Source organism: Sphingobacterium bambusae (assembly GCF_033955345.1).
GTDB classification, from domain to species: Bacteria; Bacteroidota; Bacteroidia; order Sphingobacteriales; family Sphingobacteriaceae; genus Sphingobacterium; species Sphingobacterium bambusae.
Window position 1 is genome coordinate 3,905,266 of record NZ_CP138332.1, and the last position, 19,238, is coordinate 3,924,503.

Sequence of the window (19,238 nt, forward strand, 5' to 3'; positions counted from 1 at the left end):
TAGAATGAAAATAAGACTTATATCGATCTTGCTAGGGACACTTCTCTGCACTCCAGTTTGGCTGTTGGCCCAGCAAGCGGATATGCACTATCGTTTCGAGCAACTGATGTTTGGAGAGAAACAACCGATGTCCGTACCTGTAAGAGGACACAGCCATAACGATTACGAGCAAGCGATTCCTTTTTTTGCAGCTTATCATGCGGGGATGGAGTCTATCGAGATCGATCTTTTCTTACATAGGGATAGCTTGTATGCCGCGCACGACAGAACGAAGATAAAACAGGGGCTTACACTCGAGGATACCTATATGCGTCCATTGGCCAAGCTCTTCAAAGAAAATGGAGGTAAAGCTTTTGCCGATGAAACGAAGCAATTGCAGTTGCTGTTGGACTTTAAAGAAGACTACAAAAAGCTCATGCCACCGCTGCTGGCGTTGCTGGAGAAATACCGTTTTATGGTTGATCCACAGATCACAGCGCAGCCTGTGAAGATGGTGATCAGTGGCAATATGCCTCCCGTCAGCGAATTCGAGAAATTTCCCGCATGGATTTATTTTGACGGGCGCCCTGGCATAGCATACACTGCCGAACAGCAAAAGCATGTAGGCATGATCAGTGACGATCTAAAATCATATACCACTTGGAATGGCAAGGGCGTTCCTTCACCTGCTGCCATGCAGAAAATAAAGCGAGAAGCTCAGCATGCAAAAATGATCGGTATTCCATTTCGTTTATGGGGGACGGCAGAAAGTCCAAATACTTGGCTTACGTTAGAAAAAATGGGTGTTACTTGGCTTAACACGGACTATCCTGTTCTGTTGAAGGAGTATTTGGATCATCTTGCTTCTAGTCGTTATAGATCCTCAAATACGTACGATGTGTATCAGCCTACCTATGTGTCTGACGGACGATCTGCGCATGGGGTGAAAAACGTGATCTTATTAATAGGCGATGGAATGGGGATGGGGCACATACAGGCGGCTATCTCCGCAAATAAAGGTCTGGCAAACATGAGTCGGATGAAACATATCGGTTTTTCTTTTACCAGTTCCCTTAGCCCGGGTAATACAGACTCTGGAGCCGGGGGCTCAGCCATAGCCACCGGTCAAAAAACCTTTAACGAGCAGCTCAGCGTGGACAGCAGCGGGAATGCGCTACCACGAATACCTGCTATTCTTCGTCCCTTGGGCATCCGTACAGGAATTATTACAACAGGCGACCTCTCTGATGCCACACCGGCGGCATTCTACACCTCGCATAAAGATCGCAATGCATCAGAGGCGATCAGCGAGTCGCTAATGCACAATGAAGACACTGATATCTTGATAGGCGGAAAACCTGGTGCATATCAAGATGTGGAAAAATGGAAAAAATTGGTCGCTGGTTTAAAGCGTAATAATTTTGAGCTGCCCGATACGAAACAGGAATTTAGCGCATCAAAATCGGAAAAATCCATTTACTTTCTGCCCGACTCCCTCACTCGGCCAGTAAAGGACGGACGCGGTCCTATCCTGAGCGAAACCTTGATCGCTACAATCGAAAAACTCCAAAACCGTGACAAAGGCTTTTTCATCATGGCCGAAGGCGCGCAGATCGATTGGGGAGGACATGCGCGAAACATGGAATATACCTTAACAGAAACGCAGGATTTTGACAGGGCAGTAGGCGAAGCATTGCGGTTTGCTGACGAAGACGGAAATACATTGGTTATTGTATTGGCTGATCACGAAACGGGAGCGTTATCCCTTATTGACACGGACTGGCAATCGGGATACGTACAGGGTAACTTTGCATCCAACGATCATAGTAGCATGGCGGTGCCCGTGATGGCTTACGGTCCCGGAGCGCAGCTATTTACGGGGTTCTTTCAAAATACGGCTATATTTGATCGTATTTTAACCCTCTTTCGCAAATAGGCCACGGAGGAGAGGGCGGAAAAATCCCAATGCTCTTCATCTTTGGGATTTTTCTTGCAAAAGTGGATTTCTCCCAGCACATGTGTCTACCGGAGAGGTCAAACGGGGAGCTCCTGACCGCATACAGGAAATCAATGTCCTCTTACTTTATTATTCATTAAGGTATCAATTCCTTGTTGTTGCCTTACATCGTCTCATCTGCAAAGATCGACAAAGCAACATACCCGATCAACAAAGTAAGGACAAGCAAAAGAAAGCCCATGAGGCACATCAATAAACGATCATCAGCCCTCAACATCTCCTTGTCGACAATCAGGTTGCAAGAGGAGTTTTTCACAAATCTAACAGGCTTCATCAATATCCTGTTCTCAAACTTCATCTAACGAATGCTACGTAGCATTCGTTAGATGATAGTGCAATTAATTTATGTGAAATATATTGTTATGAAAGAGTACGTTGTCACAATGATAGGCTCAAGCGTAACAGACAACTTGAAGGTGCTCCGTGCCAATTTTTACCCTGTTCTTGCTTCAACGAATACGATCGAAGGACTACCGTTGCTTAAATGAATAAAAAAAGCATATGAAGAACCAAAGGAGTCATCCATCAGCTAAAACCTGTTACACAGCAAGGTGCAGTTTGCAGTTGTCGACGGAGCAAAAATATCCGACAGCAAGAAAAAAGCATCCGACAAGAAGAACAAATTGGTTGACAAGGAGAAGTTGATGCTTGTTCAATAAGCGATTTTCGGCGACGATAGACGAATGTTACGTAGCATTTGTAACCGCAAACAGTGAAAAAAGTGGACTGAAAGGTTTTTAAACGAGGATTTCTTGCAAATAGTGACGGGTACCGAAATGCGTTTAAGCACGTTATTTACCTGTCCGTGATTTTCTTTTAAACGTCTGCGCGATTTTTTGAAAGACTGCCGTATATTTTTCAATATCATTTTTGGCATATCCCATCGCTATGAAATGCTTTTGATCAGATTTTGCAATTTTTAGATCAGAATAGACAATTTTCCAATAGGTATGAATTGCTATATTTATGCTGTGCTGATTCTAACCAATCACGACAATCGCTAACCATAACTATTTTTAAATTGTAAGCCTTCTGGTCCTTGGACCAGATACCTGATAAACCTAAATAAATTCATATGCAAAGATCGAAAGAAAAGTTGCTTTTGTTTATGCTTCTTCTTCTTGCTCCTGCTCTCGCCTTAGCGCAGAAACAGGTGACTGGGGTTGTTAAGAACGCAAGCAATGGAGAGCTTATGCCCGGAGTAAGCATCCTCAAAAACCGTGTATCATCCGTGGTGACCAATGAGAACGGAGAGTTTGAAATTATGGCCGTCGTTGGCGATAGCCTTACCTTCACTTCGGTGGGCATGAAACAGCTCACACAGGTTGTTGATCAACGGAACATATTGGAAATCATGCTGTACGAAGACGATAGTTACATCGACGAGGTTACGGTAGTTGCTTTTGGTACACAGAAGAAGTCCTCTATCGTGGGTGCGGTCACAACGGTCAATGCGGCCGACCTGCGGATTCCGGCATCCAACCTGACCGGTTCGTTCGCTGGCCGTATCCCGGGCGTGATTTCCTACCAAACTTCCGGCGAGCCCGGCGCGGATAACGCGCAGTTTTTTATTCGTGGTGTTACCACATTCGGCTACCAAACCTCACCGTTGATCTTGATCGACGGTTTTGAATCGACCACCGATGTGCTGGCCCGTATCCTGCCGGACGATATCGAGAGCTTTTCGATACTGAAAGATGCCTCGGCCACGGTGCTCTATGGTGCGCGTGGTGCAAACGGTATCATCATGATCACCACCAAGGCGGGGCGGGAAGGGCCTGTGCGCATGAATGCGCGGGTGGATGTCAACACGGCGTCGCCAACGAGGATGGTCAATATGATCGACGGGGTGAGCTACATGCAATTGTATAATCAAGCGCGCATTACGCGCGATCCCGTGCTGGGCGGCTACTACTCCCAACAAAAAATACAGTCGACCATAGATGGTGAGGATCCTATGATCTTCCCAAATGTAGACTGGTTCAACACCTTATTCAAAACATCCACCACCAACTACAAGGCCAACGTGAACCTATCCGGTGGGGGACAGGTGGCCACATACTATGTATCCACGGGCTACGACAAGGAAACCGGGCTCCTGAAGGTGGATAACCGCAATAACTTCAACAACAATATAGACATCAATAGGCTTTTCATCCGATCAAATGTGATCCTGAAGCTCACCAAAACGACTACCCTTGATACCCGTATCCAAGGGCGCTTTGATCGTTACACCGGCCCATACGAGTCGGCCAGTAATATCTTCCGGATGATTATGAACAGCAACCCCGTCGATTTTCCGGCCGTCTATGCGCCCGATCCGGCGAACGCCTTCACCAATCACGTCCTTTTTGGGAACACCTCGGTAGCAGGCAATCTAAAAACAAACCCCTATGCCGAAATGGTACGTGGCTATGAAGATCGGGACGAAAGCAGTATTGTGGCACAGGCCACGCTATCGCAAGATCTTGGTTTCCTTACTGAAGGGCTGCGCGTTCAGGGTAAGGCATCTGTAAACACCTGGAGCAAGTATGCCAGCCGACGAACTTACTTCCCTTTTTTCTACGACCTCGAATCCTACAATCAAATTAGCGGCGAATACACCCTGTATCCGCTGAATCCCACTACAGGACAGGCTTATCTTGGCGATGTAATTCCGGTTCGGGATGCCAACGGGCATTACTATTTTGAAGTCAGGCTTAATTGGAACCGAACTTTTGGATCGCATAACGTAGGTGCCATGACCGTGGGCATGATGGAAGAAAAGCTGCTAACCGCTGGCAATAGCACCTCCATCTATGAAACGCTACCCGAACGTAATATGGGTAACTCTGGTCGTTTGACCTACGATTACGACAATAGATACTTCGCCGAGGTGTCCTACGGCTTCAATGGTTCAGAGAAGTTTACCGGCCAAAGGCGGTTTGGATTCTTTCCTTCTTTTGGTGCGAGCTGGATGGTTTCCAACGAAAAGTTTTGGGAGCCGCTCCGAAGCGCCATCAGCACCTTGAAGGTGCGTGGTACCTGGGGACTTGTTGGTAACGATGCCATTGCAGGCAGGGCGGATCGTTTCTTTTACCTCTCGGATATATCCTTGGGTGGAGGTTCCTACCGTTGGGGAAATAGCTTTATGAATTCCTACAATGGATTCAACGTAAACCGATATGCCAACCCAGATATCTCTTGGGAACAGTCTGAAAAGATGAACCTCGGCCTCGAAGTGAACTTTATGAACGAGTCGCTGAAATTTGTCGGTGATTTCTTTCGCGATGTACGCAGCAACATTTACATGAACCGAGAGAACTTTCCTGCCTCCGCCGGTTTGGAGGCTAGCGTAAGCGGCAACGTTGGTAAAGTGAGCTCGCAGGGCTTTGATGGATCCATCGACTACCAAAAGTCTTTTGGATCTGACTTTTGGCTATCCGGCAGGGCCAATTTCACCTATGCGGTTAACAAGCTTTTGGAATTGGATGAGCGTGATTACCCTGATCAATACCTTAAAAGGCAAGGACATAACATCAACCAGCAATGGGGCTTGTTGGCCGAGCGTCTTTTTGTTGATGCGTATGAAATAGCAAATTCTCCGCGGCAGGATTTTGGTGAATACATGGCTGGTGATATCAAATATAAGGATATCAATGGCGACGGTGTGATCAACGATAACGACCGTATTCCGATGGGATATCCCACCGTTCCAGAGATACAATATGGTTTTGGGATGTCCATGGGGTATAAAAGCTTTGACTTTTCATTCTTCTTTCAGGGCAACAAAAATGTGTCCTTCTTTATCAATGCCACTGATGAGTCTAACGCCTCCAACGGTTCCTATGGTATAGCGCCCTTTGCCAATAGAAGGAACGCACTATCCATTATCGCCGATGATTACTGGAGCGAAACAAATCCGAATATTCATGCCTTTTGGCCACGTTTATCTACGGAACCGATCAACAACAACACCCAGCAGTCTTCTTGGTGGATGCGTGATGGTTCTTTCCTGCGGCTTAAATCCTTGGAGATTGGTTTCAGCCCGAAAACACTCAAACGTATCGGGATAAACCCCGGAAGCCGGATCTATTTCAGCACCGAGAACCTCTTTGTGCTGAGCCCTTTCCAATTGTGGGATCCAGAAGTCGGGCGCAATGGCCTTGGCTACCCGCCGAACCGACGATTTAACGTAGGGATCCAATTAACGTATTAATCATTAAGAACCATGAAGATGAGAAAGACCGCATATATCATACTGGCAAGCATCCTGATGCTGTGCTCTTGCAGCAAGTACCTGGATGTGGTGCCGGATAACACATTGAAACTAGAAGATTTATTCAATCTTAAGATTGATGCCTATAATGCGCTAGCGAAGGTATACAGTTATCTTCCTAATGACGACAAAACCCATGTGACCTCTTGGACGCTGGGCGATGAGTGGGTGGGGCGATTGGATCTGAATAACAATAACGGAGACCTACGCGCCATGCGTATCATGCGTGGGTTGCAGTCGCAAACCTCGCCGCAGTTGGGACTTTGGTCGGGCACTGAAGGTGGTAAGCCGCTTTATGAAGGGATGCGCCAGGCAGACGTTTTCCTGATGAATATCGATAATGTGCGCGACATGTCGGATGGGGAGAAAGCCGACTGGAAAGCGCAGGTTAAATTTCTGAAAGCCTATTACGCTTTCCTGCTTGTGCAGCGCTACGGACCTATCGTGATCCCCAAAACCATGGCCTCGCCGGAATCCACGAAGGAAGAGCTGTTTCTGCCGAGAACAAAAGTAGAGGACTGCTTCACCTTTATCCTGGATTTGATGAACGAAGCCATCCCTAATTTGGTGGAACGTGCCACCTCCAATAACCTTGGACAGGTAGATCAAGTCGCTGCCAAGGCCATTAAGGCGCGCGTTTTAGTGTTCCGTGCGAGTCCATTTTTTAATGGTAACCAAGAGTATTTTGGCGACTTTATGGACAAAGATGGGCAACCATTTTTCCCAATTCAGGAAAATAGGGAAAAATGGAAGGAGGCTCTTGATGCACTAAACGAATCCATCGCCCTTTGCGAAACCAACGGTTTAAGGCTGTATCATTACGAGCGAGAACCTTATATCTACGACCGACCAGCATTTGAAGCCAACAATCAACGCATGAAGACGCTCTATGACCTGCGCATGGTGGTGGTAGACCCTTGGAACAATGAGTTGGTATGGGGAAATTCCAACTTAGATTATTATAACTCCGGCGAGTTGGCGCATTCCAGTAATATTCGTTTGCCCGAGGGCTATGGCGATGGGGTGGTCAACTCCTCCAGCTTCTCTTGGCAATGGATGGCCGCCACCTACAAAATGGCCGAGAAGTACTATACCGAGAATGGCCTGCCCATCGAAGAAGACCTGAGCTACGATGCGGTGAACAAGCATGAGATCATACGCACCCCCGGATTATTGGATCCGTCCTACACCCCATGGAACGGTTATATGCAGCCCGGGGCGGAGACAATTAAGCTGTATATGAACCGCGAACCGCGATTCTATGCCAATTTGGGGATCACAGCGGGGTATTGGCGGGCACATGCTGTCCGAATCAACACGATGATGTTTGGCAACTCCCATGGGGGCTACAACTCTTCCCAGCATACCACGGACTTTATGGCCACAGGGATTGGTACCCAGAAGTTGGTGCATCCCGAGTCGCAGTCTGGGGCTTGGCAACGAACTATAAAATTTCCATACCCTATTATCCGTATGGCGGATCTTTACCTGATGAAAGCTGAAGCGCTCAATGAATACAGTGGGCCATCGCAGCAGGTTTACCAGGAGATCAATAAAGTAAGGCAGCGTGCGGGCATCCCGAATATCGAAACCGTATGGGCTGATGGCTCCTTGGCGCGTAGCGTAAACAAGCATACGACGAAAGAAGGGCTTCGCGATATCATCTTGCAGGAGCGCAGCATTGAGTTTGCCTTCGAAGGTATTCATTTTTGGGATATGTGGCGCCACAAAAGGGCTACTTCCGCCTTCTCTGCCCCCGTGTGGGGATGGACACACACGGGCACGACAGCCTCCACATTTTTTGTGCTGGAGGTGAAGCAGGAACGACGTTTCACCATCACGGACTGCCTATGGCCTATCAGCCTGAACGAAATGAACACCAACGGACAGCTTGTGCAAAACCCCGGATGGTAAGGATCAACAGTTGAACCATAAATCAAAATGACGATGAAATATATACCTATAAATCCCCTATATATCCTGCTTACTTGCTTTATGCTGCTTTCTTGCGAGAAGCTCGATCGCTTCAAGCCGAATAGCGATGATGGAAATCCGCCGGGTATGGTCACCCTGAAATCGTATAAACCGCTCTTTGGCGGTGCACGATTCTTTTACAATATACCCAACGATGAAGACCTGATGAGTGTCGAAGCTGTATACACGACGCCGGCAGGAAAATCTTTTACCTTCGCTGCCTCCTATTTTGTGGACTCGTTGGATGTTTATGGTTTTCCCAGTAGCGATGCGTACAATGTACAGCTATTTGCCGTAGATCGGGCAGGTAACCGTTCGCAAGCCTTGGATGTATCGGTAACCCCGTTGGAACCCGCATTTAGCCGCGTGGCGAATTCGCTGGAAGTAAAGCCCGGGTTTAGTTCGTTCTTTCTGGACTGGACGAACGAACTCAAACAGAACATCAATGTGTATGTTGATTTTACCTTTAACCAAGATGGCGCCTCCCGCACCTTGACGTCCGTTTTTTCTTCCAATTTGGAGAAAGATCGTCGCTTCGTCAACGACTTGTTCCTGCCACCGACTGAACAAGTGGGGGTGAAGGTTCGTGTTGAGGATATGTATGGTAACATCACAGAGACCATCGATAAGGGAAACATCTCCCTCTTTGAGGATAACAAAATTCCGAAGGCGGGGTGGCAGTTGCCCAACGCAAACGACTCGATCGGCGGCGTGCCTATGGTGTTCGGTAACGCGCTGGAAGGACGTAATCGGTATGTCATCGATGATATGATCGACCGTGGAGATAACCTCAATTTTCTGCATACCGGCAGTCGAGGAAGAACCGGCAGGACCAGCGATGGAAATATGCCTTGGAACTTTATCATCGACCTCGGTGCACACTATGAGCTGAGCCGTATCATTACCGTGCAACGGCACTCGGGCGGATTGGCTAACATCAATCGTGGACAGTATTACCGCGACGAGAACGTGGGACTCTATAACATGTATATCTGGGATGATGCCAGTAGTTCTTGGGAGTTTGTATCGCAAAGCAAAATTTTGGTTCCGCAAGGTTTAACGGAACTGGAGTTTGTGAAGACGGGCGAAGCCGGCGACATGGCTTATATGTATCCAGATGAACCGGCCTACACAAAGCCTACACGTTGGTTCAGGTATGAAGCGGTGAAAAGTTTCAACGGAAATTATACGCTCGAAGATGGCAATTGTTTGTCAGAAATCACGCTGTACGGAAGAAAAACGAATTAAAAAATAACCATGCTAACAAAGAAAATAAAGGTTATGAACAGTCTGTCAAAAAATACAATGCTGTGCCTGGGGATCCTCAGTATACTGAGCTTGATATCGGCATGTAAGGGTATGTTTGATAATATCGACCCTTATGCTACGGAAGTGATCTATCCGGGCAAGTATGATACGATCACGGCTAAAATAGGCTTTGAACGGGTAGAGCTGGATCTGCTTAAGGCTGGCCGAATCCCGTCTAGCCAAATATCGCTGGGGAAATCCTCCAAAACGGTGATCGAATATGATGGTAAACAAATGATTATCGATTCACTGGTGTCGTGGATCAATGTGCCCGATATGAAGCAGTCTAAGCTATACCGCATCCGCGTGTATACACTGGACGAGTATGAAAATAAATCGGTTCCGCAAGAGATTGCGGTGATTCCCTACACGTCGAGTGATCTCGCCAATCTGGTGGTGGCTTCCCCTCGTGTGCTGACTTCGCCCAATGCTGTTGTCGTTGACTGGACGACTTCACTCTCATCCATTCTCTTGGATTACCGCAGTCTCGAATACGAGTACACCGACCAAGATGGGAAAACAATAAAGGGTACGCAGGGTGCGCGACCACGGATTTTTGCGGCAAACCTACAGGCAGGCCAGCCATTCCAATTAAAGATGACCCATCATGTCACGCCCAAAGTTAATGGTGTGCCTATATTGGATTCCCTAGCGGTCTCGATGCCATTGGATATCACCATGCCGACCTCGTCTACGGTGTTCAATCCGGCAGAACGCGATATTTTGGCAGCAAATGGTATAAGCGTGTTCACCGCGGACGGTGTAGCTTCCTACAAGAAACTCTACTTCCCAGTGCACACGAACACCTTGCAGGATTTGTTTTACTTCCCGAATATCGAAGAACTTGACCTCACGGGAGGCACCTTGTTTCCGCTAAAGACGCTAGACTATAATAGAAATGATATCGTGAAGACGATTGGCGGCGGTACTTATTTGCCCTTCATTCGGAAAGTATCACCGATATCGAATGAAAATGCGCAGACCATGGTGGATCTCCTGAATTTGGGATTCATCAAGAAAATAAAATACGTGCCTAATTCATTGGGGATCGATCATCTTTTAAAGCCTTTTGATGAAAAAGGAATCGTGGAGTGGGTCACAACGCCCGATGAATCCTTTATCCCGATGAATTTCTTTTTGGATGGAAAAGTACAGGATGCAACTGCCTGGGCGCTCGATATCGTAAATCCTGCAACTTCCCATCCTGCGGGAACGAATATTGTCAATCCGCTTCGCGTGACAATGAGGAATAGAAGTGGTTCCTTCGCGTTTGTGTTGCCGAAAGAATACCGGTTTAACATAGCCGAGTATCGCTACCTGAAGTTTAAAGTGTTTATGCCTGCCAAATCAACATTTGAAGGTATTTATGCACCTTATCAGCGCCTTTGGCCCCGTTTTATGAATTATATGTGGGCATTCCCAAGTGAGAGTTCTTTTAGTCAGGAACTATGGCAACCAAATGCCAACGACTACAGAATTGCGGATGCAAACCTCGAAAAATGGACCGATGTATCGGTAGATTTATCGTCTCGTGAGAGCGCACATAACCGCGTGGTCGTGATCAATATTGGCGGTGAACCGTCGTTGGATTTTAAGCCACCGGTCGATATGGTTTATTACTTCTCCAACTTTAGGTTTTCGAAGTAATAGGCTTGATTTTAGGCAGGCTGCGGTGCCAAAAGTTCGGCACCGCAGCCTTCTTTTTTTATAGTGCTCAGCACAGACCTATATCTGTTGCGGTCATGCTTTTTATGTTCGCTTCTATTGAAGTAAATCTTTTAAAGTGTCGAGTTGGAGGTTGGAAAGGGAGTTGACCGTTTTTTCGTCATAGCTTCCATCAGGTTTCAGTAATAGATAGGAAGGAAAGCCGCCCATATTGAACATGGTCATTAACTCGCTTATAGCCTTCGAGTCTACAAATAGATGCGTGCCCGGTTGCTGTATTTCCAGCACTTTATTCTTCCATTGTTCTTCATCCGAGCCGCCTGATGTACAGAGGTAAACAAATTCTACAGGCAGGTTAGAAGCCTTTGCCTCTTCTTGCAGTTTCTTTGCATAGGGCATGGCCTGTATGCAAGGGACGCACCATGTCGCCCAGATATCGATTAGAACCAGTTTGTTGGCATAGGCTGATCGAAGGTCTTTTAAAAGCGATTCGCCAGTCTGCTGTGGGCTACGGTAAAGCGATATGCCTGTTTGCGTTTTAATGCTTAGGCTACCCAAGGAGCTGCTGAGGGGCTTTTCTACTGTTGCTGAATGACTGATGGAATCAATCTGTGCTATTTTTTTTCTCAAGCTCGTCAGCTGTTCACTAAGGTAATCGCGCGACCAGTCGAAATGAAGAGAGGGGCTTATGGCTTCGTAATGCTGTGTCAAGTGCTTTAAGTCAGGATGTCCCATATAAAGTTTCAGCAGATCAGCATACGCTGCTGGCAACGTTTCATCATAATATCTCGCAAGTGTTTCCAAATTAGATGTTTGTTTCGTCGCGCTGAATCCAACTTTTTTTAAATATAAACTCAATACTCGCAGATATGAATACGTATCGTTGGAAATGGCATACACGGGAGCGAGGATCGCTGGCGTGTCAATAAGGGGCTGATCGTGCCTTAGAAAATAGGCTATTTTCTTCGCATAGTAAGCCAGCGTACTTTCACCTGTTATTAACTCCCTATGCTGGTTTCCGTAGCGAGCGAAAAATCTCTCCATTTGTTCATTTTGTAGCTTAAATAGACTGTCCAGCCCTGAAAGATATGTTGGCCTGTTGATGTCGAGAGCTTCGATTTGGGTCGGTATATCAGGTGTTTGTTCGCGCTGAAAAACAATGTATTGGTTTATTAAACGATTTTTATCCGCATCTTTACCGCCGAAGTCTACGCCGTCGCCGATCCAATAAACGAAATTTTTCTTCAGCTTTTCCAAGTCAAAAGTCAATGTCAGTTCTTCATTAGCCATCAGGCACAGCCGGGCATAGTCGCCCAAGGTAAACCATATCTGCCGATTGGGGAGGCGCTCGTTAAGTACAATTTGGAAGGATCCGTTTGCATCGGGCCTAATTTCGTAGGACGATTGGATAGGTTGACCGATATGTACCAAGCTGTATTTTATGCGTATGTTGGCCATTTCCTCCGCTGAAGCATGTATAATCTTACCACGGATGGTCGGTTGCGGTCTGGAGGCATAGTGCTGTGCAAATTCCGGATCGGTAATGGCTGCTGTGTCGCTATTTTGCTGTGCCAGCAGAAGCATGGGCAGCAAGGCGCAGATTAGGTACGCGGTTAGTTTTTTCATGGCTTGATGATGTTCTTTAAGGCGTTAAATATATATTCTTTTTTTTGTCGTGCTATAGGGATAATAAGGCCTCCATGCATGTGTATTTGCGGTGACTGCCCCTTGCTGAGCGATAGCAGGTAGCTCGGATTGATGAGGTGGCTTTGATGTGTGCGCAGAAAGCCGTATGGACTCAACAGCTCGTCGTATTCTTTCAGCGTTTTACTGATGATGATACATTCGCCATCGAGGAGGTGTATTTCCGTGTAATTGTTGTCGGCTTGGCATCGCACAATCGATGAAACGGCAATGTAACGTGTCTCTCTTCCTGTTGGTAACGCTATTTTATGATCATCGGACACTTTGTTCAAGTTTTGGATGAGGTTTTCAAGATTGGCATTCCTTTTCTTTTCCTTTACCTTGTGCATGGCTTTCGCCAAGGCATTTTCCAACTCGGTAAAGTTTAATGGCTTCAAGAGATAATCCAATGCGGAGAACTTGATGGCCTGTATACCAAATTTATCATAAGCCGTCACGAAAATAACTTCAAAATTCCGTTCACCAAGCTCCTGCAGGAGATCAAATCCGTTCTTTTGCGGCATTTGTATGTCGAGGAAGATAAGTTCGGGCTGTCGTTCCTTAATCAGTGCTACCGCCTCATCAGCATGACAGGCTGTGCATAGCAAACGCATACTATCCGCATGCTTGCTGAGGTAGTCTTTAAGTACTTCGATATTGTTTGGCTCATCATCCACGATGAGGTAGCTTATGCGTTGATCAGGCATGGTTAATCCAATTTGAAATGCTTATCGTAATTTTTGTATTTCCGGGTTGGGAACTGATCTGCATACGGAAATCATTTTCCGGGTAGAGTTGTCCTAATAATAAAAGACGTTCGCGCGTCAAGCGTAGTCCGTAACCACTTTTGCTCGGTGGGGAGCTTTCTGTAAAGCCCATGCCATTATCTGCTACCGAAAGCAGCAGCGATTGCTCTTGTTGTTCGAAGCTGACGACAATCAAGCCCTCGAGGCCTCTTGTAGCGATACCGTGCTTCACGGCATTTTCTACCAAGGGCTGCAATAGGAATGTGGGGATTTCGACAAGATCACTGTGCACCGTTAGCTCGTTTTTTATTTGGTAGTGCATACCAAACCGGAGCTGTTCCATCTTCAGGTAATCGTCCAGCAATTGTATCTCTTGGCTGAGCACATTCATCTGTTTTTCGGCATTTTCCAAGCTGGCTCTTGTCAAAGATGAAAACTTACTGAGGTAATAGTTTGTGGCTTCGAGCTCGTTCTTCTGGATCAAGTTTTGGATGGAGTTGATAGCATTGAACATAAAGTGTGGATTTAGCTGTGCTTGAATGTTCCTGATCTGCAGGCTGGCCGATTGTCGTTGCTGTTCCACCTTTATTAGTCGCCTGCGGGCGCTGAAGCGCATAAAGAAAAATAACAAAGCGACGATTCCGATAAAGATGATTAGTACGATCCAAAAGGATTGGCTGTGTACAGATTTGGGCGGAACGATATGGTATGCTATACGCAAAATATCGGCATCTGTATACTTGCGCAGGTGACCACATTTGTGGATCAACAGTTCATAGTCGCCTACGCTATTGAAATATTCTTTGGGGACTAAGTATCTGTTTTCTTGCGTCCACCACTCCAGTCCAATTGTATCTCTTTTGTTATCGATGGTTCGGATCAGGTTAATGGAATAGGGTGTTGTTTGATGGTTTGCAAAGGTCAGCTCCATGCCCTGCAAACTGTCCTTTTCGAATTGCATGGCCAAGGGTGCGTCCGTGCGTCCGGTATTTGATAGCATGTAGTGCTTATTGAGCTTCGGATCCAGTAGATTAAGGTAGCCATACGCTCCAATTCCGGAGGCGGTAATTTGTTCCAATACAGGCTTTTTGTTTTTGCGCCAATCTATCAGATATCCCTCCCGAATGCCTACCTGCTTTTTATGGCGCACCTCCACCATAATCAACTTTTCAGGATAGTTGAAGGTTCCGATGGCCGCAAAGGGCACTTTCGCACCATATTTCATGGAGAGCGCCGGAATAGGGGACCATGGAATCAGCTCGACGCTATCATTTTCTACGATCCGATAAACGAAATCTTGTAGATTGTTTTTATTGATGCCCATAGCGATGATTGTCGCGTCCGAACTATCGGGGATTAAGTAGCTGTGGTATGTTTTCGAGATATTTTGGACGTTGGCACTGAAGTAGTTTTTTAGTTTCGGATGAAGCTTGATGCCCAAGATAATTGGGGAGTTTGGGCGGTAATCTAGACCTTTTCCTGGCAGCTTAACGCTGTTGTCTAGTTTCTCGAAGATATGCCAGATATATTTATCGGACGTACTCAACGTGATTTCATTTCGTACCATCATGCGGGAATCGGTATAGACAGCATGAAAATCGAAGTTGTCGCCGAAATAGTAGTCGTTTCCTTCGGAGTCTTGCGCTCGCGCAACAAGTAAGGGTAATAGCATGATTAATAATAGTATTCGCTGCATTCTTTAGGGCTTATAGCTCGAAGATGCTTAAATAAATTGAGATGTAAAACAGCAATGAGCAATTGGGATACTGTGGCGAGTATTTGGAAGAATAAGGGGCTAAGGGAGGCATTCAGATAAACCTAGCTTCGCCAATGGCGCGGATTGGGCAATGTTGGAGTGGTAGGATAAGCTTATGTTGCTTACATATCTATACATATTGATTTTTTTATTAATTTTGGATTGGCATACGGGATCGTTCGCTACCAATAATTTATCCAACAATGGCAAAACACCTTATATTTATTACCTGTTTATTATTCGCGTTTGTATTGTCGAGTTGCCAAAACAAAAACAAAATCAACGGCCATTGGCAAGAAATACCAGATCATGTTGGCTGGATAAATGACTTTGAGGATGTGTTGAGCGCTGAAGAGGAGACGAATTTAACGCAGTTGGTTAAAAACTATGAAAAAGGAACCAGCGTAGAGATAGCTGTTATCACCATTCCTGCTACAGCAGTGGAGGCAGATAAGTTTGATGACTTGGTACTGCGTATTGCAAATGAATGGGGAGTAGGCAAAGCCGAAAAGAACAATGGGATCCTAATTGGCATATCCAAGGGGCACAAAACGATTCGAATCTCGAACGGATATGGAATCGAGAAGGTACTGACCGATGAACAAACGAAAGACATTATTACTGATTTTTTTATACCGAATTTCAGGAAAGGCGATTTTTACAACGGTCTGTCCAATGGAATTGAAGCGTTGATCAAGGCCTTGAATGTGGAGAAAAATGCTGTAGGTGCGATTGTGTATCAAAACCTCAATTTCGAACTGGGTAAATCTTCATGAAAAATAGCAAAGATGATAGAAGCTAGATACCTATTTTTATGAAAAACTTAAATACGAACCAAAAGATTGGTCTGTCCAAAAGCATGAAAAAAGATTTGCTGATTAGAATGCTTGTGATTTGGTTTGCTTTTTTTTTGCCGGTTGTTGAATTTGTTCGGAAATATATCTCGTCTCCCGGACCGATAGACTTCGCATTTATGGTAACTGTATTCAGTTACGCACTTTTATTATTGTTGTTTTATCTATTTCTTACATCCTTTTTTTCGAACTGGGCAATTAGGCTGCAGGAAGAAGGTATTGTAATAAAATTCCTCTCTATACCTCAACTAATTCGGTATAGCGACATCGAAGCCGTTGGAGTGGTTGTTTTTAAACGGCGTCAATGTATGCAGCTGACATTATTGGCGGATGCCAAGCTATCTGCTGTGGCAAGGCTGTTGAAATTTCGTTTTGCTAAAACCACGAAAGGTGGTCAGCGAGCCATTCTTCTTAATCTTGCTGATTATAAGATGGAACCGCAACTGTTGGTGAAGCTGATCAGCGATGCGGTGGCTCAATTAAGAGATACAACACAAACGAGGGATAGAGAGGAGGACATATAGCCGATCTGTTTAAGCCAAGTTGGTAGGTGGTGGAAGCCGAATAAATATTTTTTTCGTAAGTTACTGTCGTAAAACACATCGCTATCTACTAACAGAAAAATACACGATATGCTGAAAGCTATTATTCCTAAACTCCCGATGCGCGATAAAGCTGCCACAAAAGCTTTCTATATCGAAAGCCTTCAATTCAGTGAAATTGGCGATTACGGGGATTATCTATTGATCCGAAAGGATAATATCGAGATTCACTTCTTTTTATTTGAAGCGCTTGATCCAGTTCAAAATTATGGACAGATTTATATCCGTGTAGCGGATATACGAACGCTCTACCAAGGCTATTTGGATCGCGGTATTTCCATACATCCGAACGGACCTTTAACAATAAAGCCCTGGGGGCAACAGGAGTTTTCCTTGCTCGACCCAGATAATAATTTGCTCACTTTTGGAGAAAGCAGTTAGCAAGGGGTTGCAAAATGCAACCCGGCAGATATATGTTTCCACTATTTGTAGTTCCTTCTGGTGAGTATTTTTTTAATTAACTGAATTATAGTTTTTTATATATTATTTTTCTTTAATTCATTTACTGCATGATCCACAGCTCTTGCTGTTAACGCCATATAGGTTAGCGAAGGATTTTGACAAGCAGAAGATGTCATGCAAGCGCCATCGGTCACGAAAATATTCAGACAATCCCAGACTTGATTCCACTTATTTAACACCGAGGTCTTAGGATCCGTCCCCATGCGCGCCGTGCCCATTTCATGAATCCCGTGCCCGATAGCATGCCCACTATCCCAGCCTCCTATGTTTTTCACACCGGCCTTTTCCAACATTTCTTTCAACTCATGTTGTATATCTTTACGCATCTTCCATTCATTGTCCTTCAATTCCGCATCCATCGCCAATATGGGCAGTCCCCATTTGTCCTGCTTGGTTTTATCTAATGAAATTTTATTTTCATGGTAGGGAAGTATCTCGCCGAAGCCTGTCGCACCTACGCTCCAAACACCGGGCTCTGTCAATGCATCTTTGAAAGCGCCTCCTAAACTCATTTCTGCAACGCTCCTGCTCCATCCCTCCCGATTTGCACTGCCTTGATAGCCAAATCCGCGAAGGTAGTCTCTTTTGTCACCGGCCAAATTCACAAACCTCGGAATGTAAAAACCATTCGCCCTTCTGCCGTAAACATATTTATCTTCATAGCCTTCGATAATACCGCCCGCACCAACGTTGTAGTGATGGTCCATTACGTTGTGTCCTAGTTCGCCACTTGAACTTCCTAATCCATCGGGCCAAACATCGGTTGCAGAATTAAATAATATCCAAGTGCTGTTGAGTGCTGACGCGCATAGGAAAACAATTTTGCTTTTTATTTCGTAGGTTTTGTTGTCTTCGGTATCCAGAATCTCTACACCTTTAGCCCTCTTGGTAGCTTTATCATATAAGACCTTTGTTACCAATGAATAGGGGCGAATGGTTAAATTCCCCGTTTTCTTCGCTGCGGGAAGTGTAGACGATTGCGTGCTAAAATAGCCTCCAAAGGGGCAGCCTTCCCAACACCTGTTTCTATATTGGCAGTTCACCCTTCCCTCAATGGGCTTCGTAAGGTTTGCTACCCGTCCGATAATCAGGTGACGCTTCGAATCATATTCTTTTTTGATCCGTTCGGCCATATCTTTCTCTACGCAGTTTAACTCCATTGCTGGCAGAAACTGTCCATCCGGAAGATGCGGTAAATGCTCTATCGATCCGCTTATTCCGGCAAACTTCTCCACATAATCATACCACGGAGCCAAATCTGCATAGCCAATGGGCCACGGAACCGCGATTCCATCCTTTTCATTGGCTTCAAAATCCATTTGACTTAACCGATACGACTGCCGACCCCATAAAATAGATCGCCCCCCCATGCGGTAACTACGCCACCAAGTGAATGGTTTTATTTCCGTGTAGGGATTGTCCTGTTCGTTGGCCCAACCATCCATCACCACTTCTGAAGCAGCCCATCCACGATGTATGGCTGGATATGTCTTCTTTTGCTCGATTGTGGTTTTGCCGCGGTGGGGAATCTCCCAAGGATCTTTGTTAGCCGTTTTGTAGTCCTTGACATGATCGTAAGGACCGCCTCGTTCCAATAATAGCACTTTCAATCCTTTCTCACACAGTTCTTTTGCTGCCCAACCTCCGCTAATACCGGATCCAACGACGATGGCGTCATACGTGGTGTTTTCCATAGTTTAGTTTATAACGTTTCGTTTATAATGTAATCGTATCCTGTCGAAAGCTTTTCGTTTCCATGCTACATGACGGTGCAATTATCAAACTACTTGTTGAAACAAGTCAACCGGTTGCATTAAGTTTCAACTGACGATTTTCAGCACGATTAATGAATAAATTTTCGTTTAAGACTTATAATATCAGTTCTCAATTCCCTTACGCAGGGATCCCTACAAGCAATTTAAGTAGAACAATGA

At 45.6% G+C, this 19,238-nt stretch carries 13 protein-coding genes; 8 read left to right on the top strand and 5 right to left on the bottom strand.

All coding sequences use genetic code 11. The features are described 5' to 3' along the window. Positions 1 to 4 precede the first annotated feature (4 nt). A complete protein-coding gene (locus SCB77_RS16270) occupies positions 5 to 1,915 on the top strand; it encodes an alkaline phosphatase (RefSeq protein WP_320183053.1) in 1,911 nt (636 codons plus the stop codon). A 184-nt stretch (positions 1,916 to 2,099) separates the two neighbouring features. Here SCB77_RS16270 and SCB77_RS16275 read toward each other — a convergent pair whose 3' ends face one another. Then, positions 2,100 to 2,294, bottom strand: a complete 195-nt coding sequence (locus SCB77_RS16275) for a hypothetical protein (protein WP_320183054.1) — start codon at positions 2,292 to 2,294, stop codon at positions 2,100 to 2,102. Between the two features lie 777 nt (positions 2,295 to 3,071). Here SCB77_RS16275 and SCB77_RS16280 point away from each other — a divergent pair. The 4 genes from SCB77_RS16280 to SCB77_RS16295 all read left to right on the top strand — a co-directional run bounded on the left by SCB77_RS16280 (position 3,072) and on the right by SCB77_RS16295 (position 11,183). After that, positions 3,072 to 6,194 carry a SusC/RagA family TonB-linked outer membrane protein gene (locus SCB77_RS16280; protein WP_320183055.1) on the top strand — a complete coding sequence of 1,041 codons (3,123 nt, stop codon included), beginning with the start codon at positions 3,072 to 3,074 and terminating at the stop codon, positions 6,192 to 6,194. Positions 6,195 to 6,212: 18 nt separating this feature from the next. Continuing rightward, positions 6,213 to 8,168 carry a RagB/SusD family nutrient uptake outer membrane protein gene (locus SCB77_RS16285; protein ID WP_320183056.1) on the top strand — a complete coding sequence of 652 codons (1,956 nt, stop codon included), beginning with the start codon at positions 6,213 to 6,215 and terminating at the stop codon, positions 8,166 to 8,168. A gap of 33 nt (positions 8,169 to 8,201) precedes the next feature. Next, positions 8,202 to 9,476 carry a DUF4959 domain-containing protein gene (locus SCB77_RS16290; RefSeq protein ID WP_320183057.1) on the top strand — a complete coding sequence of 425 codons (1,275 nt, stop codon included), beginning with the start codon at positions 8,202 to 8,204 and terminating at the stop codon, positions 9,474 to 9,476. 111 nt (positions 9,477 to 9,587) lie between these two features. Next, the gene (locus SCB77_RS16295; protein ID WP_320183058.1) at positions 9,588 to 11,183 is read left to right on the top strand and encodes a DUF4998 domain-containing protein; all 1,596 of its coding nucleotides are present in this window, start codon (positions 9,588 to 9,590) and stop codon (positions 11,181 to 11,183) included. A 114-nt stretch (positions 11,184 to 11,297) separates the two neighbouring features. Here SCB77_RS16295 and SCB77_RS16300 read toward each other — a convergent pair whose 3' ends face one another. From SCB77_RS16300 to SCB77_RS16310, 3 genes are read right to left on the bottom strand one after another with little or no spacing between them, the layout of a single operon-like run. Continuing rightward, positions 11,298 to 12,827, bottom strand: coding sequence for a TlpA family protein disulfide reductase (locus tag SCB77_RS16300; RefSeq protein ID WP_320183059.1), 1,530 nt, complete (start codon positions 12,825 to 12,827; stop codon positions 11,298 to 11,300). Next, on the bottom strand, positions 12,824 to 13,591 hold the full coding sequence (locus SCB77_RS16305) for a LytR/AlgR family response regulator transcription factor (protein ID WP_320183060.1): 768 nt from the start codon (positions 13,589 to 13,591) through the stop codon (positions 12,824 to 12,826). Before SCB77_RS16305 ends, SCB77_RS16300 begins: the two co-directional genes overlap by 4 nt. Further along, complete coding sequence (locus SCB77_RS16310) at positions 13,584 to 15,302, bottom strand: sensor histidine kinase (protein WP_320183061.1); 1,719 nt, start codon at positions 15,300 to 15,302, stop codon at positions 13,584 to 13,586. The genes SCB77_RS16305 and SCB77_RS16310 overlap by 8 nt, the downstream gene beginning before the upstream one ends. A gap of 287 nt (positions 15,303 to 15,589) precedes the next feature. On the opposite strand from SCB77_RS16310, the gene SCB77_RS16315 reads away from it, so the two are divergent. The 3 genes from SCB77_RS16315 (at position 15,590) to SCB77_RS16325 (ending at position 17,223) form a co-directional block, all read left to right on the top strand. Next, a complete protein-coding gene (locus SCB77_RS16315) occupies positions 15,590 to 16,162 on the top strand; it encodes a TPM domain-containing protein (RefSeq protein ID WP_320183062.1) in 573 nt (190 codons plus the stop codon). An 83-nt stretch (positions 16,163 to 16,245) separates the two neighbouring features. Next, positions 16,246 to 16,764, top strand: coding sequence for a hypothetical protein (locus SCB77_RS16320; RefSeq protein ID WP_320183063.1), 519 nt, complete (start codon positions 16,246 to 16,248; stop codon positions 16,762 to 16,764). A gap of 108 nt (positions 16,765 to 16,872) precedes the next feature. Beyond that, positions 16,873 to 17,223: a bleomycin resistance protein gene (locus SCB77_RS16325; protein ID WP_320183064.1), complete on the top strand. Its 351-nt coding sequence runs from the start codon at positions 16,873 to 16,875 to the stop codon at positions 17,221 to 17,223. A gap of 95 nt (positions 17,224 to 17,318) precedes the next feature. Here the strand turns inward: SCB77_RS16325 and SCB77_RS16330 are convergent, their stop codons facing one another. Continuing rightward, a complete protein-coding gene (locus tag SCB77_RS16330) occupies positions 17,319 to 18,998 on the bottom strand; it encodes a GMC family oxidoreductase (RefSeq protein ID WP_320183065.1) in 1,680 nt (559 codons plus the stop codon). Positions 18,999 to 19,238: the final 240 nt, after the last annotated feature.

What these genes read in the sequence shown, in the direction of transcription:
- SCB77_RS16270 (WP_320183053.1), top strand. Translation starts at nt 5, where the DNA reads ATGAAAATAAGACTTATATCGATCTTGCTAGGGACACTTCTCTGCACT.
- SCB77_RS16275 (WP_320183054.1), bottom strand. Translation starts at nt 2,294, where the DNA reads ATGAAGTTTGAGAACAGGATATTGATGAAGCCTGTTAGATTTGTGAAA.
- SCB77_RS16280 (WP_320183055.1), top strand. Translation starts at nt 3,072, where the DNA reads ATGCAAAGATCGAAAGAAAAGTTGCTTTTGTTTATGCTTCTTCTTCTT.
- SCB77_RS16285 (WP_320183056.1), top strand. Translation starts at nt 6,213, where the DNA reads ATGAGAAAGACCGCATATATCATACTGGCAAGCATCCTGATGCTGTGC.
- SCB77_RS16290 (WP_320183057.1), top strand. Translation starts at nt 8,202, where the DNA reads ATGAAATATATACCTATAAATCCCCTATATATCCTGCTTACTTGCTTT.
- SCB77_RS16295 (WP_320183058.1), top strand. Translation starts at nt 9,588, where the DNA reads ATGTTTGATAATATCGACCCTTATGCTACGGAAGTGATCTATCCGGGC.
- SCB77_RS16300 (WP_320183059.1), bottom strand. Translation starts at nt 12,827, where the DNA reads ATGAAAAAACTAACCGCGTACCTAATCTGCGCCTTGCTGCCCATGCTT.
- SCB77_RS16305 (WP_320183060.1), bottom strand. Translation starts at nt 13,591, where the DNA reads ATGCCTGATCAACGCATAAGCTACCTCATCGTGGATGATGAGCCAAAC.
- SCB77_RS16310 (WP_320183061.1), bottom strand. Translation starts at nt 15,302, where the DNA reads ATGCTATTACCCTTACTTGTTGCGCGAGCGCAAGACTCCGAAGGAAAC.
- SCB77_RS16315 (WP_320183062.1), top strand. Translation starts at nt 15,590, where the DNA reads ATGGCAAAACACCTTATATTTATTACCTGTTTATTATTCGCGTTTGTA.
- SCB77_RS16320 (WP_320183063.1), top strand. Translation starts at nt 16,246, where the DNA reads ATGAAAAAAGATTTGCTGATTAGAATGCTTGTGATTTGGTTTGCTTTT.
- SCB77_RS16325 (WP_320183064.1), top strand. Translation starts at nt 16,873, where the DNA reads ATGCTGAAAGCTATTATTCCTAAACTCCCGATGCGCGATAAAGCTGCC.
- SCB77_RS16330 (WP_320183065.1), bottom strand. Translation starts at nt 18,998, where the DNA reads ATGGAAAACACCACGTATGACGCCATCGTCGTTGGATCCGGTATTAGC.